Raw genomic sequence first — 26,760 nt, forward strand, 5'->3', positions numbered from 1 at the left:
CCTGCGGATTGAAGAAAGACGAATTAAGCGGATTGGCGAGATTGAATATTACAAACCGCATAGCCTATGCAGTGATAGACGCAATCGAGTACTTCTTGCTCTTCGCCTTGGATCTTGGCTTGCAGCCCTTTAATACCTTTCTCGGTTGGCATAATAGGGCCAAATGCGATAATAGCCGCGACAAAATTCGGTTCGCTATCAATGGCTTTTTGCCATGACTTAGAAAAAACAGCGGGCGATTCGTAGCTTAAGTGCTCATTGATGATCTTTGAAAACATAGGCTCGAGTTCTTTGGCAATATCGGCTTTTCTGTCGAAGTGAGCATTAATCCCTGACTTAGATACACCGGCTTTTTTAGCGATATAAGCAAAGGTGGCCTTATCAAAACCTTCATTTAATGCAATATCAAATGCAGCATCAATGATCTTTTGTCGTGTAATAACCGCTTGTGCAGCGCTTGCTCTTCCCATTCTAGCCTCCAAACGTTAGATGATGGTTGTATTTTATGTTCCATCGATAATAAGCAGTAGCAAGCCGTAGAATAAAGGCACAAAGCTTACGTTACAATCGATCGTTGAGTAACTGAACATTATTGGGCTCAAACAGCCCTTATCGAGTTCATGCTATTGAAATTTTATATTTATCATATAAGATAAAGGGTATCATCCTTTATCTTTGGGCGGCTTTAAATTATGACCAACTTGATACATTCTCCATTGAGCGGCCACAAACTGAATAGCGCCACCAATTACATAAATTCGACTTTTTCAGCGAACAAAGCTGGCCTATCGGCCAAGTTAGATAGCCATAAACAAATTGTCATCTCATCGTCTAACGGAACGGTATTAAAAAGGATACAAGGGGAAGATGTGGTTAAGAAAATGAACAAAATAGATCTGTACGTATAGCGGTTTAACTTGTGTTCAAGGTTGTAGAAAATCCTTTTTCTAAACCAGTTTACTGATGTCTCATTTTGTTAAATTCGACCAAGCACGTTAGAAAGTGTAACTTACTCCAACATTCCCAATCATTGATGTCGTACTTTCAAGTATCGGACTTTTCTCTATTTCAGAGTCGAGATTTTCATATCTAACTCCACCTGTTAAACGCAATTGTTTTGATAAGTGCATGTAACCGGTCAAACCGACAAAGTAACGTCCACTCCAGTTTGGGTTAAATTCTTCAAAGCGTGTATTAGCCGCTTCAGATGCCGATACACCATACAGATGCTCATTTAACTTCTCGCTATTGATTGAGTACCCTAGCGCTGGAATCAAACCAAATGACCCCATATTGATGTGGTAGCTGTAACGAGTTTCTGCATAAAGGCCATTGTGAACAGAACCAATATCCGTACCTACGCCCGCTCTGAGTTCTCCGATATTTGTCGTCAATACATAAGTTACCCCGCCCATGAATGAAGGATCGCGATCATTCAGCTTCTTGATATCAGGATCACTGGATTCTTTCGCATCTAGGGTTCGTGGGTCGTAGGCCGCAAAGAATACAACATTGTGCACGCTGCCTTTGGGAGCCAAGCGATAGCCAGCTTGGACACCTTCAATGAAAAAATGTCCATTATCGTAACTAATTAGAGGAAAGGGTGTAACTTCGGTATCGCCTCCTTTGTATACATTTGGCGAGTAACTGGCAGTTAGGCCCACGCCAATTTCAGCGTTAATTGGTGCCGATAAAGACATGGCTAAAATGAGGGAAGTGAGTGCTATTTTTTTCATGTTTTTCTCTTGTAAGAGGTGATCGTGTTTTCAAACTTAGGGAGCCAACTCCAATAGAGTTGATGCGATTACTCTGATTTTTGGCTACGAAGTATCTTGACGATAAGTGTAACTAAACGTAGACTTTCAAAATAAAGGGCAACACCCTTTATTTGCGAGTATAACAACAGTTCGTTAGATTTGGCTAATGAATAATTAAATATAAAACCTAAACACCTTATTTTAAATGGTGGCAACCTCTTAAATAACTTTAAATATTAGTACTTTACTGACAGTTGTAGAGTCGTCGAAGCTTGTTTCTGGAGAGAGTGATGGGAGAAGAAGTGGAACTAGTTTACGTTTTTCTTGGTATTAGCAGCATCGTGATCAGTGCTCTATGCATAGTTGCTGCGTTTCTAATTTATCGAATGATCACGCTGAACATCGAGGGTGGGTAATGATCAAGTCAAATCAAATCGTTAGCAGAGCAATACTTGATGGTTTAACAATCAAGCCTTAGGTTGTTGAGCCTGTAGTTATTATATTGGAACAGTCGTTTTGTGCGAAAAGTAATATCACTTGTTGGCGGCTAAGAAAACACAGTGACTCACGGCATGTGGGTGGTGAGTGTCTATCTTTAAAATATATATTGCGCATGCATTTCCGTATAAAGCCGTTGATATGAATATCTACTCATGGCACTTTATTCCAAGTTGGCTAGAATTAGCATAGAAAGTGGAAGACGTGATCCTCACATTTCTTAGATCATTAAGTTCATTTCTTCAGCACATGTTTCAGTCGCTAGTGATTGAGTTCATTAGCTTTTAGGTGACGGAATGGGGTACGACTATGGACAGTATTCAAAATAATACGGAAAAAACAGATATGCTTGAGAAAGTAGAGCACGTTGTATCAATGAATGGATTGGAATATGAGGCTAGCGGAAATGTTCTTAATCTTAAGCTAGGCAGAGCGGGTGGAAAGGTAAAAATCAAATACGATTACGCGACGAATTCATACGTCTACAACTGTAATGAGTATGCTATTGGTTTTTCCAGTCTCATCTTCTTCGTTCTTTCGTTCAATACTCTGTATCAAGTTGATCACCAAGCATGGTCTGGTTATGTCGCGGGTTTGATGTTCGCTGGAGCAATATTCAATTTGATCCAATTAGTGCTATCTCACGTCCAAATGTTAGACATTAAAGCACAGCTAAGAGAAGTCGGTATCTATATCAAGTCTGGCGCGTAAGAACCTTTAGCATCTTGTGTATCGTGAACCACTGAACCATTTCTGAGTAATGAGTGGTTAAGCTCAGCCATCGGTGGTTATATGCCCAAATAAACAGCGTTAACACCAACTCCTAGTGCTGTTTTTACTTTCCCCTTACACACTTTTCTTATATCGAACCTAGTATCAAATTTCTCTTGGTTATACAGGCAAGCTTATCATTATGAAGAACTTTTTCGATAGCGAGCTCATGCTCTCTAGCTCCTTGAACTTCGTTCTGCTGTCACTTGGACTAACGCTCCTCTTACATATTCCAATTTGGTGTGGGTTCAACCTGAGCCGAAGAAAGTGGAAGCGTATGGATTATTTATGGCCGTTTTTAGCCGGTATCGGAATGCTTGGTGCCGTGTCTGAGATTCGAGCGAAAGTAGCAGGTGACTGGGTCGAGACAGAACAAACCAGAGCGGTGGCGATTTTAGAATCTGTTCAGCAGTTCTCTTTGGATAAGCTGAGAAGTGATACCTGTACAGGTCAACCATCTTTAGATAATCACGCTCAGCACCACGACGCGTGTTTGTGGTACTTGAATACGGCGATTACGTTTAAAGATGTCGATTTCACCTTGTTACCCAATGCATCGGATTTCACGGTTCCAGCGCCTAGCGTGTCGTTAGTTGAAAGTGATGCGGTGTGGGTAGATGGTATGCTGAGTCAGTATGAAAAGCAGAAAAACCAATATATCAAAACCAGAGAAGCGCAGGTGAAGCAGCCGCTAGAAAGTATCTTTTGGTATGTGAGTCCTTACTTAGTGTGTTTCGCGATTGCGCTACGTCTTACTAAGGTGACAGCAGAGCTCAAGTTGGATAAATGCTCATAGTTCACTGAATGTTTGTAGTTCAAGGTTCATCGCTATATCAATGGGTAACTCAATAGTTAGGCAAGCGCATAACTTTAGGTAAGCGTATAAATAGGATGTGTCTGAATTAGAGATAACAAAAAATAGCGTCAGTATTGAATTACTGACGCTATTTTTATGTTGGATCCAACAGTAGCGGAGAATTGTTTAAAAAGGTGGCTACTTAAATTGGTATCTAACCGAAAGTTGTAATTGAGGGCCGTAAAGACCGTTGTTTTTGGAAGCCACTGAAAACACGGCTTTATCTGTGGCATGGAACCTAGAACCAAACGTAAAGATTGAGTGCTCTCCGTTAGAACCCGCAAGTACATGGGCTTCTACTCTCTGAGTGATCCACGCTCGAATACCCGCATTAAATTCGACATAAGTTTTCGTTTCTCCAGCTGCATATGAGTTTTTGTTGAAATGGAGTAGCAGCTGCGTATTTAAGTCGATCCCTTGAGTTATTGGACCATAAACTTGAGGGCCGATGTACGCATCAAAGTTACTTTCATCTTCAGCTGTGTTGGTACTAAGACCGCCCAAAATCGCCAAGCTATCGTTGATGTCGCGTCCAGCATCCACGCTTAACCCCATAGGCTTTGCTTGCATCCCAAGTTCTACAAAGTCCGTTGTGAAATTTGCCGCAGATATAGCTTGATGAGAGAAGAGGCACAGCAGTAGAGGTATTACATTTTTAATTTTCATATGACTTACAAAAGATAGTAATAGTGGAGTAAGGCGCTGGTCGTGCATTATTTATTGTCACGCCAAAGCGATGAAATTCTTCGAAAGTTAAGTCAAAGACAATATGTGTTTTTCATATCCATATTCATTGCACTGTATAGGGGGGTGAAAAACCATTCCTTTCCTTGATGGTTGTATATTAAACATAACTGCAATAACCAACAACGATTTTAATTTTTTTTTATAGCGCTCTATGTTCTGATTCTCACTTGAATTAATTGAAAGCAGACAAGCGGTCTAAATTTCGTTTTAGGAATAAATGTATGAAGAAAATCGTTGGTTTAATCTTGTTAGCCTCTCTTACTGCATGCGGTGGAGGCGGCGGTGGCGGTGCGACTAGCAGCAGTGGTAGCAATACTGGCGGCAGCACTGGTGGTAGTACCGCAGTTTCTACTCAAGCGCCCGAGCGTTCTGTTCTTAAACTTAGTGTTGGTGATGTACAGAAATTGAACTCTGTTGTTTTCTCATCTGCAGGCATTACTGGGTTTGAAGCTCCAAGTCAGTCCAAATAAACCACTAGAAGGAACATAAAATATGACAAAGACACTATTAGCATTAGTGCTAGGCGTTTCTTCACTTGCGACAATGGTTCATGCAAACGAAGATATTAATCTACAGGGCTACTATAAATCTAAGGCGGCGATAAAGTTTGCTGTAGATAAAATTCAGCAAAACAAAGTTGAATTTATGAACTTAGATAAGGCGCTTACACTTTCCCCTAGCACTTCTCCGCAAACTCTAGTTTCTATTGATGATCTCGCTAATTCTAAGCCAGCACACAGTGATGTGTTTGTGTCGAAGGCTAAAGAGTTCAAATTAACCAATAAAGTGTGTGTGATATCTAAAGATGGCGCGACGATTGCCTTCGAAGCTGATGATAGTGCGACGACTTGTGCCTTTGATTTAGATAAAGTACACAAAGCAATGGCCAAAACGTCTAAAGAACTTGTTTTCTTTAAACGCTATGGAACAGGCGAAGAGACTCAATATACCATTGATAAGATAAGCCTTATTGGTTTAGATATTTCTAATACGTTCTTGTATACATCTAAGGGTAAATTGCTAGGTGATATCGTCAAGGTTAAGATGAGTCCAGCTGGCAAGTATACCGTTGAACATTACGTAGATGCTGGCCCAGAAGACGGGACTAAGATTGGTTTTAAGGCGTATCAATGGGCTGACGACATGGAAGATGGCCAGAAAGCGGTAGTTAACTCTGTGTCATACCATTACGGATCGAAAGTTACGTTGGACAACAAAAAGACAGCGTTTCATTGGGCTATAAAGGATCATGTAGCGCCTTCTAATGCTAACGGTAATTTCTACTTTGCTGCAGCGGTTAGCCGTTTAGCGCGTTCTTCTGTCGACAAAAATATTCAACAAAAGGATACGTACTCTAGCAAATCACCGTCTGATTTGATCGCCTACAACTTCAACAATGCGAATAAATTAGTTGGTCTGAGCCCTGATGCTTGTACGATTCAGCAAATTGCTGACGGTAAGGCAACGGTAACTTGGTACACTGGATTTAATCGAGGAAAGGATTGTTCAGCAACAGCCGCTGACCTTGCTGGTAAAAAGAAAGTGACCACTTCTACTCTTACTAATGATGGCAGTAAGAAAGTGTCGGTTGCTAGCTTGAAAAAAAGTGCGTCTGATATTCTTCAGGCAGTGGAGCTAGACTCTACATCAGCTTCTGGTTTAACGGATGCTGAGTTTACTGCAATGAAAGCGAAATATGATGCAGCGACAAAGCAATACAAAGACTTCAATAGCATTCAATTCTGGAAGTAGTTGACTCTAATTCCTAACTTTCTGAACACAAAAATGGGCAGTTTATCTGCCCATTTTTTATGTCTGTTACAATTTGAATATTACGTGCCAGTCAATACGTCTCAACTCGACAAAGACAGCGCAAACGACAACAAGATTGGTAGGGTAACTACACTTAGGAAGTTACCAAATAACACCATAGACGCGACCTTAGGGGGCTCGACATTGAACCTCTCTGCAAACAGGTAGTTCATCACTGCGGGTGGCAGCATGGTGAACAGCACCATCATCTGAAGATGCAGCGTAGGCAGTGGGATAAAGAAGTAAATGATGGTAAAAGCGATCGCCCCTGTTAACAGCGATTGAGCCGTGCACAACAAGCCGACTTTTAATCCGCTCAGTCTCAAGTTGACCATTTGTGAACCCAGCGACAGCAGCATAATAGGAACAGCAGCTTGCCCAAGCAGAGATGTAGCTTCATAGATTGGATTCCACACCGAAATGCCAGACAGATTCAGCGTCATCGCTAATGCTGCGGCTAAGAATATCGGCATTTTTAAGATCTGTTTGATCGGATTGCCATCGCTTAATAACGCTAAGCCAACACTAATATGGACACATGCCGATACCACAAATAGTAATACCGCAGGGGCTAATGCGCTCTCGCCAAAGGTATAGGTGAATAGAGGAATTGCTAGGTTGCCACTATTACGGAACATGTGTGGCGGGGCCCAAGCCTTGAAATTGAGCTTAAATATCTTACAGATCGGAATCATCAATAAAGCAGGCACTAACACCGCGACCAAAGAAGCGGTTATGAGTGGCAATTGCTCGGTGTCGAGAGGCATAGTGGTCAGCGATGCAAACACTAGCGCAGGAATACACACATCCATGTTGATGCGATTGATCGGCTTAAAATCGGGTTTGAGCCAACGACCGACCGCAAAGCCAGCACTGGCTAAAGCAAAAACGGGAAACAGAATGCTGATGACCTGTTCGAACATAGAATTCCTTTCTAGGTTTAGTACCTCCATTTAGCGGAGAAACGAATGTTTTAGAGAGCGATATAGATACGTATGAAGTCGAAATGTATAAGTATTAACCTATCAATATAATGAGTTGGCGTCACCGAAGATCGTTGTCTGTGAGCGGTTAATTTATATTTCTTTGAATGAAGCACAAAAAAGACCAGTGGCATCAGCAACGGGTCTTTAAAGGCTAGAAAAATCTGGGACGGATTCTTTAATTAATGACGGTTACCGATCTTGTCTTCTAAATGCGGTTAGAGTTGTTGCTTATCTCGTTTTGAGTTTTAAGTCATTCACCCTAAAATTAGACTCGATTATCACCACAGCTGTAGGCAACGATCTGGCTGATTTCGCTTAGGCTACGACCTGACTGTTGCTGCCATTCGTTGAAAGCCTTACTCGCCGCAACTTGTGCTCGCTTGGTGTTACGACCGCTATCCACCAAATCGGTACTGCGTAGGTGCGCTTCAACATCCGATGACAAGATGAAGGTATCTTTACCCATTTGACGTAAGGTGTAAGCACCGGTGTTACCGCCTAATCGCTTGCCGTGTTTCTTCAGGTAATCCCAAAGTTCTGTAATGCGTTCTGATGGCCAGTCGGCAACCATTTGCGAGAATGAATCGGCTTCACGCTTGGCGTTGTGGATCATGGTGGCATTGGCAGGAATGGTCATCACCTTAGTAAGGTGACGAATAATGCGCGGGTCTTGCGCTTTTTGTTCCCACATCTCATTCGGCAGCATTAGCATCTTTTCAATGTCGAACTCAAAGAACACCTCTTCAAATTGCGGCCATTTCTTTCTCACCACATTCCATGAAATGCCACACTGGAATACCTTTTCGGTAAAGGCGGCCAACCAACGGTCGTCGGTGATTTGCGATAACTCGGCTTGTGACAGTGGCGCACGGACAATCTTTTCGAGCTCGGCCGCTCCGCCTTTACGGTGAGCCGCACGTTGATAAATAGTGTCGAATTTTTCTTGAGTCATTGAAGGTTCCAAATTACATCTTGTGTAGCCAATGCTTAATGATATGGGGTTGAATCTGGCAATTAAAACAAGTCTATTAACTAAAACAAGTCTATTAACTAAAACAAGTCTATTAACTAAAGTAAGTCTACTAATTAAAACAATCTTATTAATCAAAACCAGTCTGACAATTAGAACGAACTAGCAGAGCTTTAATTCCATCTGATACAAGGGCCACGTTTTGCCATTGAACTCTTTAACGCTTGGCTCTTTGTCGACTACCTGAAATCCCGCTTTGTCGTAGCAGCGCTTTGCTCCGATATTTTGCTTGAATACCGCCAAGGTGATGGTGGTGACATTGGGTATTTGTTTCGCCGTTTCTAATGCACTTTCTATCATGGATTGTCCTAACCCTTTACCTCGAAGGTTGGGGTGAATCGCAACTCTGCAGAAGCGAAGTTCGCTGTCTGACATTCGTTGAAACTCCATAAAACCGAGCAAGTCATTGGCATTCGAGTTAGTGCTAGGCGTGGAGAAGGTGTAAAGCTCGACATGTGGCTCTTGAGAGCGTTCGATGATGGAGGCGGCTTTTAACGGCCAACCAAAGGTTCGTCCACCCCATAGTACGTAGTCTTCGAGGGATGTGAACCAAGTGACGATTTCGTCGGCGTCGGACGCTTTAAAGCGGTTTATTTCCATATCTTTCTCTCTTCCTTATTGCCTGCTTCTTTTTCTAAGCCGCTAAACTTCCGAGCCCAGCTGCTCAAGAAAGCCACGCATGTAGTCGGTGCGCTTGTTGGCCTCTAACTTGGCGGATTCTGTATTCATGGTTTCCGCCAGCTTGAATAGCTTTACGTAGAAATGGTCGACACTGTAATGCTTGTCATCCAAGTCACGCTGCTTCGCGAATGGGTCTTCGTGTTTATAGAGTTCTGCGTTAAAGCTCTGACCCACGTACAGACAGCGTGCAATGCCAATCGCACCGAGAGAATCTAGGCGATCTGCATCTTGAACGATTTGAGCTTCCAAGGTTTCTGGTGTGATGTTGGCGCTGTAACTGTGAGTGACAATCGCGTGATGAATCTCGTCGAGATGGGATGCGGGATACTCGATAGATTTGAGGAAAGAGATCGCCTTCTCTGCCGCCATTTGCGAGCTTTGGGCTCTGTCTGGGTGATTCTTAGGAAAGGTGAAGCAATCGTGAAGGTAAGCGGCGGGTAGAACGACCTCAAGCTTAGCCTGTTCTTGAGCACACAAAGATTTGGCGGTTTTGACTACGCGTTTGATGTGGCTGATGTCGTGCGCGGCATCTTGTGTCATCTCTTGCTTTGCAAAATCAAGCAGTTGGCTTTCAAGTTTTTCCTTCACGCGTCTCTTTCTCCCTTTCTAGACGTTAGCAATCTTGCTTATTACTTAGCATATATTTCACATCGACTTTAACAGTTTCAAGCACGAGTTTTTATCTTTTATAAAAGGAATACCCACAAAAAAACCGACTCTGTGAGTCGGCTTAATAGAAAGGTTATTCTGTGTTGACTAAAGCGTTATCAACGGTAATCAGAGCCTAAGCTGCAGCTTGTTGAAGTTTTGCTAACACATCATGCAGAGAAGGGCTGATGGTGTGACCAAGCGCTTTCACTTCTTCGCAAGGCTCAACCAAATCTGGGATCTGGAAGCTAATCATATTCGCTGCCATTGATGCGCGAATACCGTTGTTCGAATCTTCAAACGCTAGGCAGGTTTCAGGGGCAACACCTAAGCGTTCTGCCGCCAGCAAGTAGATCTCTGGATGAGGCTTACCGTGAGTCACTTCGCAGCCGGTGCTTAATGAGGTGAAGTAAGAATCTAGGCCTGCTAACTCAAGCTTTTTCTTTGCGATATCTAGCTGAGTGGAGGTCGCCACCGCAATTGGAATGCCGTTTGATTTTAACCATTCAAGAAGTTCGATAACGCCATCTTTTATTGGGATAGCCTGGTGCTTAACAATCGCACTGTAGCGAGTGCGCCATTCGGTGTTCAGCGCTGGGTAATCTAACCCTTCGCCGTAGCCATTTCTAAAAATCTGTTCGATGGTTTTTGCGTTACAACCAATGATGCCTAAGTAGACATCTTGCAAGAACGGAACACCTTGCGCGTGACATGCTTCTTCAAAAATCTGCATACAAAGTCGCTCGGTGTCGAGTAACAGTCCATCCATATCAAAAATAGCAGCTTGAAAATTCATATCCGTGGTTCTTTATGTGTTGTCGTGGTGAGGGCGAGTATTTTGACATAGTGTCTCGGGATAGGCGAGTCAGTGTTCAGTAAGAATATTCTTAATTAGAACGGAAATATGCCTCTGAGAGGATTTGTATGTGATTGATTGTGAATGAAATAATATCGTTAAGTTATGAATCTAGCACTTTATAGGCCATACAGATCTAACAGACACAATAATGGTTATCGTAAATAACAAATTTAGGTTTAGAGTCTGTCTTCCTATTACATTTCATAAACTTACGGGTCAGTTAGCGTGACCATAATCTTAGAAAAAACAATTTACGAAAGCCCGCAATCATAGTGTGACCAAGCAATAAGTAAATGCTGGAACTTAGGGACAAAATATCATTAGTCCACATTTTTAGCAGGGTTGCTTATGTTGTATTTTGAGTTTCTATTTTTACTTGTCGTTCTCTATATCGGTTCTCGATATGGCGGTATCGGCTTAGGTGTTGTTTCGGGAATTGGTTTGGTTATCGAGGTGTTTGTCTTCAAGATGCCACCAACGTCTCCACCTGTCACCGTAATGCTGATCATCCTCGCTGTTGTTACCTGTGCTTCTATTCTTGAAGCGGCGGGTGGCTTGAAATACATGTTGCAAGTCGCGGAAAGGGTACTGAGAAAGAACCCGAAACGCGTCACCTTGATAGCACCGTTTGTGACTTACTCGATGACATTCCTATTGGGTACTGGCCACGCGGTTTACTCAATCATGCCGATCATCGGCGATGTTGCACTAAAGAACGGTATTCGTCCTGAGCGCCCAATGGCGGCTGCATCGGTTGCGTCTCAGCTAGCAATTACGGCATCTCCAATTTCTGCGGCTGTGGTGTACTACCTCGCGCAGCTATCTGATATTCAACACTCCATCACTCTGCTTTCTATTTTGATGGTGACGGTTCCTGCAACGCTGTTCGGCACACTTTTGCTTTCTCTGTATAGCTTGAAACGCGGTAAAGAACTGACTGACGATCCTGAATATCAAGCGCGTCTAAAAGATCCTGAGTGGAAAAAGCGCATTGAAAGCACCACCGCGACCTCTTTGGATGAAGTGCTGCCAACTTCGGCTCGTAATGCAGTATTGATTTTCCTATTGTCGATTGTGGTGATTGTTATCGTGGCAATGGTGCCAGAGATCAGAACTATCGTAGACGGCGACAAACCAATCAAGATGTCGGTGATCATCCAAATGATGATGCTCTGTTTCGGCGGTATCATTTTACTGGCAACTAAAACCGACCCACGTGACGTGCCAAACGGCGTGGTATTCAAATCGGGTATGGTGGCAGCGATTGCTATTTTCGGTATCGCTTGGATGTCAGATACTTATTTCCAATACGCAATGCCTCAGTTTAAATCTGGCATCGTGGAAATGGTGACCAACTACCCATGGACGTTTGCATTAGCGCTATTCATTGTATCGGTTGTGGTGAACTCTCAAGCCGCGACTGCACGTATGATGCTACCGGTTGGCCTTGGCTTAGGATTAGATCCTGCACTGCTTATTGGCCTGATGCCAGCGGTTTACGGTTACTTCTTCATCCCGAACTATCCATCAGATATCGCAACAGTGAACTTCGATGTTTCTGGCACCACTAAGATTGGTAAGTGGTACTTCAACCACTCATTCATGTCGGTTGGTTTAATCGGTGTAGTCGGTGCATGCTGTTTAGGCTACGCACTGGCACAGATTTTTATCGCTTAATCCGTTAACGAAGTGAAATGAAAAACAGCGCCTAAATTGGCGCTGTTTTTGTTTGTTCTGTTTTGATGCGAATTTAAACCAATATTAACGAGGCTCAAAAGCCAACGACTGAATCGCTTCTTCTATCGTTAGGAAATGGATCTTCATTAGGCATACTTCTGCCTTCTGGAACTCGTGATTTCGAATCAGTTTGGTTACGCTTTCAACTGAATACTGGTCTGCTCGTTTCGCTAGAGACAGTTGGTTTGAGCTCGATTGCAGCGAATAGCTGTCGCCCTCTGAATCGATGAGACAATCATCTTCGCCCAAGATCATGTCTGAGCATTCTGCTTGAAATTCGTGTTCGGACGCGACGTAAATAAGCTCATCATCGCCGTCGAGTTTTACCAAAGATGGCCAACTGATCATTACTGCCTCTCAATCATGGATGTTGAAGTTTGATTTCCGACTATAAACACTTTTCGTTGATGGATCATCTCTAACCTCTAACCTCTAACGACTCGAACGTTACTTACTTAGAGATCGACCCAACGGCGCGAAATAACCTTGAAGCGCTTCATAAATCTCTTTGCGATGCTTGAGGTCTGGATAGAGAGGGAACATATCCGGCTTGGTCGTGCCATCGACTAAGTAAGAATTTTCGATATCTGAACAGGATTCAATCGTAGCTTCAAAGGCTCGCGCCATCATTTCTGTTGGTAGTGAGAAGTAACGAGCCGACGTTGCCTTGTCTGCAATGACACTGCGTGCAACGTAGTCGTGTTTGTCTAGGTTATTGTCGCTGAGTAGTGTGGCATCGAATACAGACATCAAACTCTCATTTAATGGATGAGGTCGCACCTTTCTATCGTGTAACCAACAATCACTGGCGAACAAGATTTGCTTGCGAGGACCGGAGGTGTCACCAATCTCAAATGCTTTCTCCGCGATATAGTGGTCAAACGCATGCCAAAACTCATGCGCTAACGCACCAGCTCCGGCATTCTTAGCTAGAGCGAGTTCTCTTTGATTTGGTGCGTAGTGTGCTTGTACGCCTTTTCTGCCACCACTGCCGAACGCCAAGCCTAATGTGCCGCGCAGACCAATCGCTTCTGGTGGCAGAGCCAAGATGTAAGCCAAGTCTGCTAAAGAGTCGAATATCAGATTTGCAGCAAGCTCTTTCTCTTCTTTCGTTACCCAAGCGCCCACACGAATGCTGCCCATACCGAAGGTCTGTTTGATGTCCATGAATGACACCTGATCGCCATGTCGGTAGTCTGGGCCTTTGCGCGTTTTGTATTTAAAGTGGGTTAACTTCAAAAGGATCCTTGGAAATGGGGGAGATGTAGTTTAGCGCTGTTGTGTGGTGCACAGGGTTAAGCTGGGAAAGTTAGCACTTTTGTCCGTAAATTACCGAACAAAATGAGTGAGATTGTGTTCGAAAGCCTCCCATGAGGTTGGGTTACCTTCATGGGTCAGTGGAAACAGCGACTTATTTGGCTTGGCATAGCTTAAACGATGTAACCTCTGCGTGACATGATAACTGTCTAGCCCTGAAATTGTGACTAAATCTAACGCTTCTAAATCTAGGTAGCCGTCCGGCATCACAGCACGCTTTGGCGCGTGAATCGTAACAACTTCACCAATTAACATTTGAGTTTGGTTACTTTCAATTGTTATCTGCTCTTTGAAGGCTAAGCCTATTTTCAGAGGGCTTTCCAAGACAAACGGAGCAGGGAACACATCATCGTAATAGGGCGTGAGTCCGACCGCGTTAAATTCTGAGATTGATTTGGGATAGCGAGCGGAAGTTTGATGCGCTTTTCGAACAAACCCAGCACCAATGCTGTTGATGGTGAAGTGCTGAGTTTCTAGGATATTTTCTAGTGTATGACGGCGACTTTCTGCAGGTCGGACGATGAAGCCAAGCAAAGGTGGATTTGACCCCAAATGAATCACAGAGCTCACCACTGAAAGGTTCTCTAGCCCTTGTTTGTCGCAAGTGCCAATAAGGTTTGCGCTTTTAAACCCTGATAAGGAGTTAATTAAGCGAGCGCGCTCACGCTGGTCCATTGCGTTGATATCTTGTCTTGAAAGGGTCATTGCCTTCATATCTTCTCTTCTTCTCATTTTTGTTTTCGACGACTTGTTCACTAACCAAACTAAAACATATCTACGCAGCATCGCTTTATTCCGATCATCCAGTTTGAATAAGTGGTAGTGAAAGGAGGATTCTTTTAGAAAATTGCAATTTCCTTGAAATTAAATGTGACACTGTAGCTTAATTTGTTGTTGCAGCGGTTTGCTATTGAGCGATACCATGTACGGCTATTTCTTTGGTAAAGATGTAATTATGTCAGATGAAAAGCTCGCGCTAGAGTGGATGCGCCAACAAGCGCATAGAATTGATCCATATGTTATAAATCCATCATTTGATGAATGCGTTGAGTTGCTTGAGCCTGCCTTTAAGAAAGGCAAGAGTGTCGCGCAGCTAAAATATCTATTATCAGAAGCGGATCGCCGAGCGGGAGCTGCCGAACGTAAACATGCTGCTTTAAAGTTTGCTAAAGAAAAAAGCCCAAAGGCAGGTCAAAACCTTCGTCTGCAAAGCAAACTTCAACAAGTTCAATTGGCATTAAAGTTAGCAACTGGCGATAACAACATGACCATATCGCAGTTCTGCTCTGAATATGATGTCAGTAAGCGAGACGGCAACGAAGCGTGGAATGAAAAGTTGGTTGAGCAAAATAATAAGAAGTGATTTCGTGATGCCGTATATGGTTTAACTGAAGATCCGACAAGATTCACTTGCTTATGTATTCATTTAAAATCCTACCAATAAATGTTGCTCAACGGTATTTCAAAAGCCTGAAGATCTTCTTTTCAGGCTTTGCTAACAGCTAGCCACTCATCAGCTCCGTCTTAGTCGTTAACCACCTCTAAAAATACCGATGAGTGAATATCAGGTATTAAGGTCGAATGTTGTTGAAACTGACCTTTTGCGTTCCATCGCTCTGATTCTCTAATTTAAGTACATCTCCTTGATAGTAATAAGGTTCCATTGGCATCTTGCTGTTGGTTGGCCTTGCGTAGTGAAGTACAGCGGGTTTACCTTCCTCTTGTCGAGCATATAAATAGCCAATCAGCGCATGTTCAAATTGGTGGTAGCCATTGCCCCAATGGAAAGCTTTAGTACGCTTAGGCTCAAGCCCAACGCCACCGTATTTATGATCTACCCATACATCATGAAAGGTGGGCAGGGTGTATTGTAGTACGTCTTTCATTGAACCATCGATAAGCGATACCGTCATCGCAGCTTGATCAAGCTCAGCCCATTCCCATGATGACGCCCATTGGCTGTACGGTCTGCTTTGCCAGCCCGTGATATCTTGCCCTTGCCACACCTTCTGAAGTCGTTCGCCAAAATAGTTAGATACATTGGCAAAATCTTTTTGATATTGCGCCTGAGCCAAAGTGTGTTTCATACCGTCTAAACTAAACTCAGACCAATCGGAATTTTTTAATGCATGACCAGTTAGATAGGTCATCCAATACGCTTTAATGGTGTGCCCAAAATCATTGTGATTGGCATTCGGCATCATTGCCGCTTTGTCGTGAATTGCACCGTAGAAGCGTTGTTCATCTTCAGAGTGGTAGTGATCAATCATGGCTTGCGTGAGCCAGTTTAAGTCATCAAGCCATTTGGCTTTGACGGGCTCTTTGAGCAGAGGAGCGACTAACAACAGGTAGCCGTTTATTTGATCAAGTTGCGCGACCAGTTCACGTCGTTTTGCACTGCCATCTTCACCGTCGGCGAGTACCCAAGCAAGACCGCTGTTGTCGCTAAGTCGATATTTATCAAAGATAAAAGCTTGTTGGGCGATGAGTGCTTCTTCTACCTTTTTGTCTTGGGTCAGGTAGTAGTACATCGCGAGTCCAACCAGCGCATACGCTTGATCTTGAGAGGTACGTTGCTGCCAATCTTGACCCGCTTTTCCCTCTTTTGTGTAGCCAATAAAGCCACCATTTTTCTTATCTTCTAGTTGATCAATGAGGTAGTAGGCACCTTGCTTGGCAAGTGCTAAAGCTTGTTTCTCTCCAGTAAGGTGATAGAGCACGCCATAGGCATAAGTTTGGCGTGATTTCATACGCGTAAACTCCTTGCCAAAGTGGGGAGTGATCCAGCCTCTGTTCAATTCAGGACACACAGCAGATACATCGAGCAAGGTACCATCATCGCAGCGGAAAGTAGGGAAATTGCCTATCGGTTCTCCCTGTGCGCTCGGCATAAGCCAGTAAGGTGCGAGCCCTTCAGAAGCATGATTGATCCAGTCTTCTCCAGAGGGAAGGGTGACATTGGCAGATACGGTCAAGCTAGTGACACTGAGTAATGCGATGGTTGCTCGTAACATAACGTTTATCTTAACTATTTGAATTTAGTTGAATATAAACAATCACATCTGCACATTGTGATTAGGCGATCACAATCGACCAAATTATTGTGGTGTAGATGAAGGATTATGTGGGCTTTACTCATTTTAATATTGCAAATAAACAATAAATTATCGTTTGTCGATAATTTATTGTTGATCATCGTTTGTTTTGATCTTAATATTCTTCCATCAACTCAACAGGAATATAAGTATGTCTAAGATTCAAAAACAAAGTCGCCGTGTGCGAATGCTACTTCAGTCCTTTCTTGCACTCACTCCGATCATGGTGTGTTACTTCTGGCTAACAGTTCAAACACCCTATGACTTTCTTAGTGAGATGGGCATTATTCAGTTTTCCATCGAGATGGATTACTTTATAACCTCTCCACTCACAGTCTCTCCACTTACTACGACAACAAGAATCATCGCAATGTTCACCAGTTTGGCGATGTCGAGCATTCTTATGTATGCATTAACGGTTCTGATACGCCTATTCCGTAACTATGAGCGAGGTGAAATCTTCTCTTTAGAAAACGCAATGTCCTATCAGAAACTCGGATATAGCTTGTTTTATTGGGTATTAGGTTCAGTTATCTATGGTTCATTGATGTCAGTGATACTGTCGTTCAATAATCCACCAGGTGACCGTATCTTTGAGATTAGTTTTGTTGGTATGGACTTTTTAACACTGATATTAGGTATAATTATTTTGATCATCTCGTGGGTGATGAAAGAAGGTTATATTCTGGCTGACGAACACAGCCAAACCATTTAAAGGACTTGTCATGACTATCCGCATTAATTTAGACATTATGATGGCCAAACGGAAAATGCGATTAAAGACATTGGCAAAAGAAGTTGGGATAACAGAAGCCAACTTGTCCGTATTAAAAAATGATAAAGCCAAAGCCGTAAGGCTATCGACGCTCGACAAGCTGTGTGAAGTTTTAGAGTGCCAACCTGGTGATATTTTAGAATTTGAACCGAATGATCATAAAGACGGCGTTGCGGCAGAATAGCCAGTAAGGAAATCGCTTTCAAATCATCTAATAATGAACGAGTCTCGATATCGCATCGAGACTCTTTTTAATCTATTTATACCGGCTCTCCCGCCTCGTCCTCTTCAACCACATCGGTTTCTAAGCTCGCTTCTGCCAACCATTTTTGTACTGATGGGCTGTTGAGCACACGTTGCTGATACTGTGATGCCTTCTCTGAAAGTTTGATACCATAGGTTTCTACGCGCAATGCAAGGGGTGCAAACATCGCATCGGCAATCGACCATTCACCAAACAACCAACCTTCTGGATATTGCTCCATTTGCGTCGACCATATGGCATCAATACGGGCGATGTCTTTCAATGCTTCTTCACTCAAAGCAAGCTTTCGTTGAGCTCGGCAGTTCATCGGCATTTCATTTCTTACGGCAAAAAATCCAGAGTGCATCTCTGCCGAAATCGCTCGGGCATGGGCGCGTTCTTTCACGGATTTAGGCCATGCTGCGCCGTCCAAGTAGACTTCGTTAACGTATTCGAGAATCGCCAGTGAATCCCACACCGCAACGTCACCGTCAACCAGGGTTGGAACTTTGGCTGTTGGTGTCACTGAAGCTAGTGTGTCGTAAAAATCAGAAGTGAATAGCTTGAGCTTGATGACTTCCGCATTGAGGTTGTAGTTGTCGAATATTAGCCATGCGCGCAATGACCAAGTTGAGTAGTTCTGGTTTCCAATATAAAGCTGCATAGTTGCTTCCTTGCGTTTAGTGTGGATGCTTTGAGACTTAGGGTAAGGTATTGAGCCTTAGGGGAATTCATTTGAGCTTAGGGGATTGTATTGCGGCGCACTAACGGATAATTTTGATGCAATACATTAATAAAAACGATGGGTGGTGATTTCAATATGGATATTGATGCTTTGCGAGGCTTTCTCGCGTTTGTAGAAACCAGTAGCTTTACTCGTGCAGCGAAACAGATCAATCGCACCCAATCGGCATTCAGTGCGCAGATGCGCAAACTGGAAGAAGAACTCAACGTGACCCTTTTCCAGAAAGAAGGCCGTAATCTCGTGCTGACAGAGGCTGGCTTAGCGCTGCGTTCTCATGCGGAGCAGTTGGTCGCCCTCCACAATACCGCCCTCAAGCAAGTAAAGCGTTACGAAGACAAACAACCTTTAAGACTCGGTTGCCCTGAAGACTACAATGACACTATTCTGCCAAAAGTGATTCGCCTGTTGCAGAAAGCAGAACCCACCTGTTCTATTCAAGTATTCAGCCTGCCAAGCATTACGCTCAGAGAGTGGTTGGATGATGGCAGGCTTGATGCTGCAATTGTCACCCGATCGCCTGACAGTGAAGAGGGCTATTGGCTTACCAGTGATGTGGGAGTATGGATAAGCAGCCCAGACTATGTGTTCGATGATTCTAAACCCGTCCCACTAGCCTTGTTTCAGACCGATTGTAAGTATCACGCAGCGGCAGTGAATGGCCTAACTAAACAGGGTACGCCTTATCAGTTGTTGGCGTGCAGTAATACCGCTTCGGCGCAACGTGCCATTGTTAAAGCAGGTTTAGCGATTGGCGCGATGGGTAAGCTGAGTGTGACTTCTGATCTGAACATTCTGGAAGATATGCCACCACTGCCTTCGGTGGATATTGTGCTGATTTTAGCGAGCAAACATCACCCAGTGTTAGACAAAGAAGTGCTCAATCAACTTGTGGAGTTGGACTCCAATTAGATTTTTTCTCGGTGAGGGTAATGTTGAGTGCGGAGCTAAAATAGATAGGCCGAGAACATGCTGTTTCGCGGAGAACGTTGCGTTTCTCCTAAAACATAGTGTTTCTCGGCCTAGTTATTGTTAGACGTTGTTGGTAATTAAGAAAGCTTGAACTTACTCAGTTCACCGTGTAAATCTCCGGCTTTCACTGTCAGCTCATTACTGATTGCTACTGATGATGTCATGGTGTCCATCACTTCCACTGCTGTGTCATTGATGATCACTACATTGCGGTTAATTTCTTCTGACACAGAGCTTTGCTCTTCAGCCGCGGAAGCGATCTGATTGTTCATGTCATTAATCACTTCAATCGCTTGGTTGATTTCAGACAAGGCTTGATGTGCAGCTTCGGTTTCACTTTTTGTGTTGTTCGCTTGATTCTGGCTTTGCTCCATCAGTACCACAATAGATTGAGTCTCTTGTTCTAAGCGAGCCAACATAGAGCGAATCTCTTCAGTCGAGCCTTGAGTACGATTCGCTAGGTTACGAACCTCATCAGCAACCACTGCAAAGCCTCGACCAGCCTCACCTGCACGAGCTGCCTCAATCGCTGCATTCAGTGCAAGTAAGTTAGTTTGCTCTGCAATACCACCAATCTCGCTCAAGATACCCTGAATAGCGGTGCTCGAATCGACTAAGTTCTGCGTTTGTTGCTGCGCATCGTTAACCTGCACAGCTAAGCTGTCTACAGCACTGGCGGCATTGTCCATGCGCGTCATACCATTGAGACTGTTGCTCTGCACTTGGCTTGCTGCTGCAGCTGCTTGAACCGCTGAGTTTGCCACTTCTTGCGCTGTTGCACTCATTTCATTGATAGCAGTGGCAAGTGAGTTCACTTCGTTAACTTGAGAATTCAGCTGGTCACGTGAAACTTCAGCACGAGCTTGGCCTTCTGTCGCGTTTTTATCCACTTGGTCAGCCGTTACCATCACGGTAAGTAGCATCTCTTGTATGCGAGATAGGAAGGTATTGAACCAGTGTGCAAGCTGAGCGGTTTCATCCTTACCTTTCACTTCAATGCGATAAGTTAAGTCACCTTCACCCTGTGCTGCATCTTTAAAGCGTTCCACTAAATTGTTCAAAACCTTGCCCAAAGAGTTAGCAATGAATGCCATTGAGGCAATGCCTAGAAGAGCGGCGATGATTCCCGCCCACACACCTTTTTCAAGTGCTTTTGAATTCTGAGCATCACTCCACTCGGTGTAGTCATTTACGCTTTTGGCTAGGTGACTACTAGGAACAGACACCATGACTACCCATGGCGCATCACTGGTATCAATTGCGGTAATCGCGTACTCATCGCCGCCGAAAGTCACAAGACCGGCGCCTTCTCTGTTAGCGATAGACTGAATCTTTGACCATTCAGATTCCAATTCAGAAGAGACTTTTTTACCCACCATATTTCCAGCTCGGCTGTTGGCCAATGTAATGCCTTTCCATGAAGTGATTAGGATTTTTCCTTGACCATCAAACAAGTTACGCGCAAGTAACGCACTTTGGCTTTGGAGTTCATGTAGGGATAAATCAAAGCCTAGCGAGCCGATGATTTTTCCGTCATGTTTGATTGGTTGGCTGATGGTGGTAATGAGTTCTTGTTTGCCGCGCACTGAATAAAAATACGGTTCCATCACAAACGTTTTACCCGTTTGATATGGCATTAAGTGCCAGTCATCTTTGCGCTCACCGTTGCTGTTGAGATCGGTATTGCTAAAGCTTTCCATTGCGACAGCATCAAAGCTGTTCTGGTCATTGGGAGAGAAGAAAGGCGCAAGGTAGCCCTGACTGTTAAAACCTAACTCAGTGTTTGAGCCAGATTCGATATTCGAGTCTTGTTGGTTATCTGAAATCAGCGACGTATCTGAGCCATTTTCGCTGTTCACGTTGAGCTCGTTATTCAAGACGGACTGTTGTGACCATGTCTTATCTTCCCAAACCATGTAACCCGCAAATACCGCTTTGTTTTGTGCTTCCAGTGCCGCAGTAAACTGTTTCACGATAAGCTCTGCACTTGCGTCGGTTTCTGAACTTAATTCGATGATTGAGCGCACTTGCTTAAGGTTCGCTAATACGGGGTTAAGCTGGTTAGCGATGTTCAAACCTTGTTGAAGTGCCGTGTTTTGTAAATCCGTAGCAGTGGCCTCTGTCAGCTGCGTTTTTACTTTTTCAGTGACTTGTTTATTCACATCGGTAAATGCGTTGGTCGTCATTCCCATGGCGATTAACAGAGTGAAAGCCATCGCTCCGCCCGCACTCACCGCAATTCGCGTTCGTATACTGTTAAACATATAATCTCTCTAACCAAATAGTGGTAGTTTTTCAGAGATTTTAAACAAGATACGTGAATGGAAAATTCGAAATAATGAACACAATAAGAATAGGGTGATTAAAAATATAAATAGGAACGTGTAGCGCTCCGGATTATATCTTTTAGAAGGGAGCTATAAGATAGGTGTGTGGCTGTATTTGTTTTATTATCTAATTGTATTTATTAATATTTTAAACTTTATGCCGTTTTTTATTTTCTGGTAAATCAAGAGGTTGTAGTTTGCGGGCGTTCTGAATATATATTACTCATTATATGATATCAGTCACACTTTAATTTAGTCCGAAGTGCGGAGTACCCACTTAAAAAGTACGTATTTATACTTTGCATGCTCAATCGGAGTAACCAAGCCACTGTTAATGTTCATTATTAAAGAATCCCCAAGCTCTTTAGTTTTCGATAAATGGTGTTGCGGCTGATACCCAGTATTCGCGATGTCTTGCTGATGTTGCCCTGATTGGCTTGATACGTTTGCAGCAAGGTTTCCTCAACGGTACTTCTTAAATTGGTATTCGTTGTGTCTGTGGTGCTATTAGGTTTCGTCAGTTGATGCTGATTATCTTGCGCTAATAACGTGAGATGTTGAGCAAGGTGGCTCGGTACATGCTCGAGTGTGAGCTGTGTTTCATCACTCGCTAGCAGAGCAGCAACTTTAAGCAAGTTGTCTAATTCGCGGATATTACCCGGCCATGAATAGGCGCACAGTAAGCTCATTAAATGCGGGCAAATTGACTGCTCAGCTTCCGCGTATTTACGATGAATGTGCTCGATTAAGGCGTGCTTGTCTTGTCGGTGTTGCAAGCTTGGTAAGATGAAGGCCAAGCCATTCAGGCGGTAAAAGAGATCTTGTCGAAACTCTCCAGTTGCAACTAACTGATCTAGGTTTTTATGTGTGGCTGCGATGATCTGACAATCGACTTGGTAGCTTTGGTTCGAACCCACAGGCACTACAGATTTGTCTTGCAGAACATGCAGTAATCGACACTGAGCCTCCAAAGGCATATCGGCAATTTCATCGAGAAACAGAATCCCCTTATCTGCTTGGCGGATCTTACCTTGGAATCCTTTGTGGCTGGCGCCCGTAAACGCCCCCGGCGCGTAGCCAAACAGTTCGGATTCGATAAGATCTTTCGGTAGTGCCCCACAGTTTACCGCCACTAATGGCGACGATTTACGCTGGCTTTGCTTGTGTAACGCCTTAACAAATTCACCCTTGCCAACGCCTGTTTCCCCTAAGATCAACAAGCTGATCCCTTTGTCTATTACCTTGTTGGCTTGCTGCCAAGCGTGTTCAATTTGTTGTTCGCCATGGTGCAAATCGCACGACGCTGAAATGGAGCGCGTACGTTTGGTGGTTTGTTGTTTGAGGTGCTGTTTCTCAAATACAAAGGGTGCATCAAATGAGTCTCGATTGAAGAGAGTCTCGATGCATTCGCCGACGATCGAGGTTTGATCTAACAGTTGAGAGGCGACCTGATTGTGCGCTACTACTTCGCCAGCTTCATTGGCTATCACAATTCCTTGCCAACCACTGTGTAATAAAGATTTCTCACACGCGAGGTCAATACGAGTGGTGCCTTGCGGGATGTGACTCAATAGCTGATTCTCAACGAGTTGAACCATATTCTGAACCAGCAATTGGACGGAATTGTCGTCTTGCTGCTGCTCACTAGTAATATCTAACACGCCAACCATTTGACCTTGATGATCAAACACCGGGCTTGCTGAACAACTGATAAATCGATGCTGGTGGATGAAGTGTTGTTCGCCAATGATGGATACGGGTTTCGCTTCAACAATGGCGGTGCCTATCGCGTTAGTGCCTTTGAGTTGTTCCTGCCAACACGCTCCAGAGCTGAGTGCAATTGATGTCAGCTTCTCCTTAAACCTTTCTTGTCCCCAACTCGCCAGAATCACCCCCTCAATATCGGTCAGAATTAAGCGACTGTCGGTACGAGAAAACATCTGATTGAACAAAGGCAGCGCATTACGTTCGACAATATGAATCAAGTCAGACGATTGATGACGTCGCTGTTTAAGAATCGATTGTGGCAGGCGAATGTCTTCGGGAAGTCGTCTCTGTTTTAGACCCGCTTCTGTGCTGCGGTGCCAAGAGGATGAAAGCCAATCTGAGGTGTTTGCTTGTTGAAGGTGCATGACTGTTCCATGTCGTAACAGTGAGGGTGTACCAATTTGGAACAGTTGAACACTGGTGTGGTTTCCAGACGTCCGTTCAATGCCAACTCACTTTGGGTTGTAAACGTTTGGTAATCATAGTTTTACAATTTATTAACAACAAGTTTTGAAGTTCTGGCGTGTGATTTGCGTTGTTACTGTTGTGAAGAAAACACGAAGTATCAGTGTTTTAAACAGAAAGCATAAACATGGTGGCTCTTTTCTTACGAGCTTTCTTCTCACGAGATCTGTTCTCAAGGGAAGCCGCCATGCTAGCTCGACAACATAAGCTCAATAACGAATAAACAACGACTAAAAATCAAAGAAGGATCTAACTATGATTTACGCACAGCCGGGTAGTGATAACGCAGTGGTTAACTTTAAAGCGCAATACGATAACTTTATCGGTGGCGAGTGGGTGAAGCCTGTCAGCGGCGAGTATTTTGATAACACTTCCCCAGTGAATGGTCAGGTGTATTGCCAAGTCGCGCGCTCAACAGAGGCGGACATTAGCTTGGCACTCGATGCGGCGCACGCAGCTCGTGCAAGTTGGGCGGCGACTAGTGTGACAGAACGTTCGAACATCCTGCTTAAAATTGCCGACCGCATTGAAGCGAACCTAGAAGAAATCGCAGTCGCCGAGACGTGGGAAAACGGCAAGCCTGTACGAGAAACTCTGGCGGCAGATATCCCTTTGGTTGTTGATCACTTTCGTTACTTTGCGGGTTGTATCCGAGCACAAGAAGGCAGCGCAGCTGAGCTCGATTCAAACACCGCGAGTTACCACTTCCCAGAACCTATTGGTGTGGTGGGGCAGATCATTCCTTGGAACTTCCCGATTCTAATGGCGGCTTGGAAGTTAGCACCTGCGCTAGCGGCGGGTTGTTGTGTGGTGATGAAGCCCGCCGAGCAAACACCGACATCGATTTTGGTGATGATGGAGAAGATCGCTGATCTTCTACCAGCAGGCGTGGTCAACATCGTGAATGGTTTTGGTAGCGAAGCGGGTCAAGCGTTAGCAACCAGCGATCGTTTGGCGAAGCTAGCTTTTACCGGTTCGACAGAAGTCGGCCACCACATCCTGAAATGTGCGGCTGAAAGCTTGATTCCGTCAACGGTAGAGCTTGGCGGTAAGTCTCCAAATATCTACTTCCCAGATATCTTTAACCATGAAGACGAATACCTCGATAAGTGTGTCGAAGGTATGTTGCTGGCGTTCTTCAACCAAGGTGAAGTGTGTACTTGTCCATCACGTGTGTTGATTCATGAATCGGTATACGACAAGTTCATCGCCAAGGTGGTCGAGCGTGCTCAAACTATTAAACAAGGTAACCCGCTAGATACCGATACGCAGGTTGGCGCACAAGCGTCAAAAGAGCAGTTTGATAAGATCTTGAGCTACCTAGAAATCGGTCGTCAAGAAGGTGCGAAAGTGCTAACCGGTGGTGAAATCGCGCAGCAACCAGATGATCTCGGCAACGGTTACTACATTCAGCCAACCATGCTGGAAGGGCACAACAAGATGCGTGTATTCCAAGAGGAGATCTTTGGTCCTGTTATCGCGGTGACGACGTTTAAAGACGAAGCTGAAGCGCTAGAGATCGCTAATGACACCGAGTATGGCTTAGGTGCTGGCGTGTGGACGCGTGATGCAAACCTAGCGTATCGCATGGGTCGCAACATCGAAGCGGGGCGTATTTGGGTGAACTGCTATCATGCTTACCCAGCACACGCGGCTTTCGGTGGTTACAAGAAATCGGGCATTGGCCGTGAGACACACAAGATGATGCTCGATCACTACCAAAATACTAAGAACCTGTTGATCAGTTACGATACTAATCCGTTAGGCTTCTTCTAATACAGGTTCGTTCTAAAAGTATGAGAATCAATCATGGGTACAAAGAATAACTAACAACGCAGTTGGCTTAATTAAGAAAACAAAAGCTAGAAACCAAAACGCCCAATTCAATTGAGTTGGGCGTTTTTATATCTGAATCGCTCTAGCTTTGCGAAAAGAAGATTTCGGGCTTGTGGGTTGGGCCTGAATTACCTTCTAGCTGAGTAAGCTCTAACCCTTGTTTCCCTATCAGAGAACCGACTAATTGGCGGTTAAACGGGTAACTGTCAGGGTTGTTAATGTACTCTTCAACATCAACCCATTTAGCCTCTGCAATTTCATCGGTGTCTTGAATCGCGATATCTTGAGTTTGAGCGATAAGGTGACAAATAAAGTAGAGATTCGATTTACCGAATTGATACGGGTGTCTTGTCGCCATGCCAACCACAGAAACGAACGTTGCCTCGATACCGGTTTCTTCCAAGGTTTCCCGAACAACCGATTCCTCAATACCTTCACCCAACTCAATATGGCCGCCAGGTAACTTGTAGCCAGTCATACCGTGCTCTTTAATCATCAGCACTTGGTTGTGTTCGTTGGTGATCAACGCGCCAGCACCCAAGGTGTGGGTAGGGATGAAAGGCACAAACTCTACAATCTCGGATTTGTGGATCAGTGTAATTTCGTCTTCCAAACAGTTGTGAAATACAAAGCCAAGCCCAGTCGCCACCGGAATAAGGTGCGAGAGAGAAATAGGTAAACTAATCCAAATGATGCCTTTGTTATTCTGCTTAGAAAATTCGGTGATCTCGCTGAGTTCGGCATTGAATGAGTCAGCATCGTGAGGGGAGGTTGCTGGGTCGATGATGATGCCGTTAAATTTGTCGAGCGTAAATTCCACGAGTGATCCTTTATTATT

General features: G+C 44.1%; 26 protein-coding genes. 10 read left to right on the plus strand and 16 right to left on the minus strand.

The features are described 5' to 3' along the window. Positions 1–23: 23 nt before the first annotated feature. On the minus strand, positions 24–470 hold the full coding sequence (locus OCV44_RS17945; RefSeq protein WP_139683540.1) for a TetR/AcrR family transcriptional regulator: 447 nt from the start codon (positions 468–470) through the stop codon (positions 24–26). A gap of 525 nt (positions 471–995) precedes the next feature. Then, positions 996–1,736, minus strand: coding sequence for a MipA/OmpV family protein (locus tag OCV44_RS17950; RefSeq protein ID WP_139683539.1), 741 nt, complete (start codon positions 1,734–1,736; stop codon positions 996–998). An 828-nt stretch (positions 1,737–2,564) separates the two neighbouring features. On the opposite strand from OCV44_RS17950, the gene OCV44_RS17955 reads away from it, so the two are divergent. Then, a complete protein-coding gene (locus tag OCV44_RS17955) occupies positions 2,565–2,966 on the plus strand; it encodes a hypothetical protein (RefSeq protein WP_139683538.1) in 402 nt (133 codons plus the stop codon). A gap of 337 nt (positions 2,967–3,303) precedes the next feature. Beyond that, positions 3,304–3,822 (plus strand): hypothetical protein, encoded by a 519-nt coding sequence (locus OCV44_RS17960; RefSeq protein ID WP_086051367.1) that lies wholly within the window; start codon positions 3,304–3,306, stop codon positions 3,820–3,822. 198 nt (positions 3,823–4,020) lie between these two features. Here the strand turns inward: OCV44_RS17960 and OCV44_RS17965 are convergent, their stop codons facing one another. After that, positions 4,021–4,548, minus strand: a complete 528-nt coding sequence (locus OCV44_RS17965) for a hypothetical protein (RefSeq protein ID WP_139683537.1) — start codon at positions 4,546–4,548, stop codon at positions 4,021–4,023. A gap of 302 nt (positions 4,549–4,850) precedes the next feature. Here OCV44_RS17965 and OCV44_RS17970 point away from each other — a divergent pair, with 302 nt between their 5' ends. Both OCV44_RS17970 and OCV44_RS17975 read left to right on the plus strand, forming a co-directional pair. Further along, a complete protein-coding gene (locus OCV44_RS17970) occupies positions 4,851–5,099 on the plus strand; it encodes a hypothetical protein (protein WP_139683536.1) in 249 nt (82 codons plus the stop codon). A gap of 22 nt (positions 5,100–5,121) precedes the next feature. Next, positions 5,122–6,381, plus strand: coding sequence for a hypothetical protein (locus tag OCV44_RS17975; RefSeq protein ID WP_139683535.1), 1,260 nt, complete (start codon positions 5,122–5,124; stop codon positions 6,379–6,381). A gap of 101 nt (positions 6,382–6,482) precedes the next feature. Here OCV44_RS17975 and OCV44_RS17980 read toward each other — a convergent pair whose 3' ends face one another. The 5 genes from OCV44_RS17980 to OCV44_RS18000 form a co-directional block, all read right to left on the minus strand. Next, the gene (locus OCV44_RS17980; protein ID WP_139683534.1) at positions 6,483–7,364 is read right to left on the minus strand and encodes an AEC family transporter; all 882 of its coding nucleotides are present in this window, start codon (positions 7,362–7,364) and stop codon (positions 6,483–6,485) included. 328 nt (positions 7,365–7,692) lie between these two features. After that, positions 7,693–8,379, minus strand: coding sequence for a DNA-3-methyladenine glycosylase I (locus OCV44_RS17985; RefSeq protein WP_139683533.1), 687 nt, complete (start codon positions 8,377–8,379; stop codon positions 7,693–7,695). Between the two features lie 180 nt (positions 8,380–8,559). Beyond that, complete coding sequence (locus OCV44_RS17990; RefSeq protein WP_139683532.1) at positions 8,560–9,057, minus strand: GNAT family N-acetyltransferase; 498 nt, start codon at positions 9,055–9,057, stop codon at positions 8,560–8,562. 42 nt (positions 9,058–9,099) lie between these two features. Then, positions 9,100–9,726 (minus strand): HD domain-containing protein, encoded by a 627-nt coding sequence (locus tag OCV44_RS17995; RefSeq protein WP_139683531.1) that lies wholly within the window; start codon positions 9,724–9,726, stop codon positions 9,100–9,102. A gap of 196 nt (positions 9,727–9,922) precedes the next feature. Continuing rightward, positions 9,923–10,582 carry an HAD family hydrolase gene (locus OCV44_RS18000; protein WP_139683530.1) on the minus strand — a complete coding sequence of 220 codons (660 nt, stop codon included), beginning with the start codon at positions 10,580–10,582 and terminating at the stop codon, positions 9,923–9,925. A gap of 411 nt (positions 10,583–10,993) precedes the next feature. On the opposite strand from OCV44_RS18000, the gene OCV44_RS18005 reads away from it, so the two are divergent. Continuing rightward, on the plus strand, positions 10,994–12,322 hold the full coding sequence (locus OCV44_RS18005; protein WP_139683529.1) for an anaerobic C4-dicarboxylate transporter: 1,329 nt from the start codon (positions 10,994–10,996) through the stop codon (positions 12,320–12,322). Between the two features lie 84 nt (positions 12,323–12,406). On the opposite strand, the gene OCV44_RS18010 is transcribed toward OCV44_RS18005, so the two are convergent. The 3 genes from OCV44_RS18010 to OCV44_RS18020 form a co-directional block, all read right to left on the minus strand. Continuing rightward, positions 12,407–12,730, minus strand: coding sequence for a DUF4144 domain-containing protein (locus OCV44_RS18010; protein WP_139683528.1), 324 nt, complete (start codon positions 12,728–12,730; stop codon positions 12,407–12,409). A gap of 99 nt (positions 12,731–12,829) precedes the next feature. After that, positions 12,830–13,621, minus strand: a complete 792-nt coding sequence (locus tag OCV44_RS18015) for a CLCA_X family protein (protein ID WP_102514480.1) — start codon at positions 13,619–13,621, stop codon at positions 12,830–12,832. Positions 13,622–13,711: 90 nt separating this feature from the next. Beyond that, complete coding sequence (locus OCV44_RS18020; RefSeq protein ID WP_139683527.1) at positions 13,712–14,413, minus strand: flavin reductase family protein; 702 nt, start codon at positions 14,411–14,413, stop codon at positions 13,712–13,714. A gap of 241 nt (positions 14,414–14,654) precedes the next feature. Here OCV44_RS18020 and OCV44_RS18025 point away from each other — a divergent pair, with 241 nt between their 5' ends. Continuing rightward, entirely contained in the window at positions 14,655–15,062 is a 408-nt protein-coding gene (locus tag OCV44_RS18025; RefSeq protein ID WP_026012354.1) for a hypothetical protein, read from the plus strand. 208 nt (positions 15,063–15,270) lie between these two features. Here the strand turns inward: OCV44_RS18025 and OCV44_RS18030 are convergent, their stop codons facing one another. Continuing rightward, positions 15,271–16,713: an AGE family epimerase/isomerase gene (locus OCV44_RS18030; protein WP_139683526.1), complete on the minus strand. Its 1,443-nt coding sequence runs from the start codon at positions 16,711–16,713 to the stop codon at positions 15,271–15,273. 232 nt (positions 16,714–16,945) lie between these two features. On the opposite strand from OCV44_RS18030, the gene OCV44_RS18035 reads away from it, so the two are divergent. Both OCV44_RS18035 and OCV44_RS18040 read left to right on the plus strand, forming a co-directional pair. Then, positions 16,946–17,509 (plus strand): DUF2975 domain-containing protein, encoded by a 564-nt coding sequence (locus tag OCV44_RS18035; protein WP_009846208.1) that lies wholly within the window; start codon positions 16,946–16,948, stop codon positions 17,507–17,509. 10 nt (positions 17,510–17,519) lie between these two features. Further along, positions 17,520–17,753 carry a helix-turn-helix domain-containing protein gene (locus OCV44_RS18040; protein WP_009846209.1) on the plus strand — a complete coding sequence of 78 codons (234 nt, stop codon included), beginning with the start codon at positions 17,520–17,522 and terminating at the stop codon, positions 17,751–17,753. 76 nt (positions 17,754–17,829) lie between these two features. Here the strand turns inward: OCV44_RS18040 and OCV44_RS18045 are convergent, their stop codons facing one another. After that, complete coding sequence (locus tag OCV44_RS18045; protein WP_139683525.1) at positions 17,830–18,477, minus strand: glutathione S-transferase family protein; 648 nt, start codon at positions 18,475–18,477, stop codon at positions 17,830–17,832. 138 nt (positions 18,478–18,615) lie between these two features. On the opposite strand from OCV44_RS18045, the gene OCV44_RS18050 reads away from it, so the two are divergent. After that, positions 18,616–19,467 (plus strand): LysR family transcriptional regulator, encoded by an 852-nt coding sequence (locus OCV44_RS18050; RefSeq protein ID WP_139683524.1) that lies wholly within the window; start codon positions 18,616–18,618, stop codon positions 19,465–19,467. A gap of 137 nt (positions 19,468–19,604) precedes the next feature. Here OCV44_RS18050 and OCV44_RS18055 read toward each other — a convergent pair whose 3' ends face one another. Both OCV44_RS18055 and OCV44_RS18060 read right to left on the minus strand, forming a co-directional pair. After that, complete coding sequence (locus tag OCV44_RS18055; RefSeq protein ID WP_139683523.1) at positions 19,605–21,791, minus strand: methyl-accepting chemotaxis protein; 2,187 nt, start codon at positions 21,789–21,791, stop codon at positions 19,605–19,607. 407 nt (positions 21,792–22,198) lie between these two features. Further along, positions 22,199–23,986, minus strand: a complete 1,788-nt coding sequence (locus OCV44_RS18060; RefSeq protein WP_139683522.1) for a sigma-54-dependent Fis family transcriptional regulator — start codon at positions 23,984–23,986, stop codon at positions 22,199–22,201. A 355-nt stretch (positions 23,987–24,341) separates the two neighbouring features. Here OCV44_RS18060 and exaC point away from each other — a divergent pair, with 355 nt between their 5' ends. After that, complete coding sequence (gene exaC / locus OCV44_RS18065) at positions 24,342–25,862, plus strand: acetaldehyde dehydrogenase ExaC (RefSeq protein WP_004732897.1); 1,521 nt, start codon at positions 24,342–24,344, stop codon at positions 25,860–25,862. 142 nt (positions 25,863–26,004) lie between these two features. Here exaC and OCV44_RS18070 read toward each other — a convergent pair whose 3' ends face one another. Next, positions 26,005–26,742 (minus strand): NUDIX hydrolase, encoded by a 738-nt coding sequence (locus OCV44_RS18070; RefSeq protein WP_139683521.1) that lies wholly within the window; start codon positions 26,740–26,742, stop codon positions 26,005–26,007. Positions 26,743–26,760: the final 18 nt, after the last annotated feature.

Source organism: Vibrio tasmaniensis, from assembly GCF_024347635.1.
Classification (GTDB): domain Bacteria; phylum Pseudomonadota; class Gammaproteobacteria; order Enterobacterales; family Vibrionaceae; genus Vibrio; species Vibrio tasmaniensis.

Coding starts and splice junctions, on each gene's coding strand:
- OCV44_RS17945 (WP_139683540.1), bottom strand. CDS start 470: ATGGGAAGAGCAAGCGCTGCACAAGCGGTTATTACACGACAAAAGATC.
- OCV44_RS17950 (WP_139683539.1), bottom strand. CDS start 1,736: ATGAAAAAAATAGCACTCACTTCCCTCATTTTAGCCATGTCTTTATCG.
- OCV44_RS17955 (WP_139683538.1), top strand. CDS start 2,565: ATGGACAGTATTCAAAATAATACGGAAAAAACAGATATGCTTGAGAAA.
- OCV44_RS17960 (WP_086051367.1), top strand. CDS start 3,304: ATGGATTATTTATGGCCGTTTTTAGCCGGTATCGGAATGCTTGGTGCC.
- OCV44_RS17965 (WP_139683537.1), bottom strand. CDS start 4,548: ATGAAAATTAAAAATGTAATACCTCTACTGCTGTGCCTCTTCTCTCAT.
- OCV44_RS17970 (WP_139683536.1), top strand. CDS start 4,851: ATGAAGAAAATCGTTGGTTTAATCTTGTTAGCCTCTCTTACTGCATGC.
- OCV44_RS17975 (WP_139683535.1), top strand. CDS start 5,122: ATGACAAAGACACTATTAGCATTAGTGCTAGGCGTTTCTTCACTTGCG.
- OCV44_RS17980 (WP_139683534.1), bottom strand. CDS start 7,364: ATGTTCGAACAGGTCATCAGCATTCTGTTTCCCGTTTTTGCTTTAGCC.
- OCV44_RS17985 (WP_139683533.1), bottom strand. CDS start 8,379: ATGACTCAAGAAAAATTCGACACTATTTATCAACGTGCGGCTCACCGT.
- OCV44_RS17990 (WP_139683532.1), bottom strand. CDS start 9,057: ATGGAAATAAACCGCTTTAAAGCGTCCGACGCCGACGAAATCGTCACT.
- OCV44_RS18000 (WP_139683530.1), bottom strand. CDS start 10,582: ATGAATTTTCAAGCTGCTATTTTTGATATGGATGGACTGTTACTCGAC.
- OCV44_RS18005 (WP_139683529.1), top strand. CDS start 10,994: ATGTTGTATTTTGAGTTTCTATTTTTACTTGTCGTTCTCTATATCGGT.
- OCV44_RS18010 (WP_139683528.1), bottom strand. CDS start 12,730: ATGATCAGTTGGCCATCTTTGGTAAAACTCGACGGCGATGATGAGCTT.
- OCV44_RS18020 (WP_139683527.1), bottom strand. CDS start 14,413: ATGAAGGCAATGACCCTTTCAAGACAAGATATCAACGCAATGGACCAG.
- OCV44_RS18025 (WP_026012354.1), top strand. CDS start 14,655: ATGTCAGATGAAAAGCTCGCGCTAGAGTGGATGCGCCAACAAGCGCAT.
- OCV44_RS18030 (WP_139683526.1), bottom strand. CDS start 16,713: ATGTTACGAGCAACCATCGCATTACTCAGTGTCACTAGCTTGACCGTA.
- OCV44_RS18035 (WP_009846208.1), top strand. CDS start 16,946: ATGTCTAAGATTCAAAAACAAAGTCGCCGTGTGCGAATGCTACTTCAG.
- OCV44_RS18040 (WP_009846209.1), top strand. CDS start 17,520: ATGACTATCCGCATTAATTTAGACATTATGATGGCCAAACGGAAAATG.
- OCV44_RS18045 (WP_139683525.1), bottom strand. CDS start 18,477: ATGCAGCTTTATATTGGAAACCAGAACTACTCAACTTGGTCATTGCGC.
- OCV44_RS18050 (WP_139683524.1), top strand. CDS start 18,616: ATGGGTGGTGATTTCAATATGGATATTGATGCTTTGCGAGGCTTTCTC.
- OCV44_RS18055 (WP_139683523.1), bottom strand. CDS start 21,791: ATGTTTAACAGTATACGAACGCGAATTGCGGTGAGTGCGGGCGGAGCG.
- OCV44_RS18060 (WP_139683522.1), bottom strand. CDS start 23,986: ATGCACCTTCAACAAGCAAACACCTCAGATTGGCTTTCATCCTCTTGG.
- exaC (WP_004732897.1), top strand. CDS start 24,342: ATGATTTACGCACAGCCGGGTAGTGATAACGCAGTGGTTAACTTTAAA.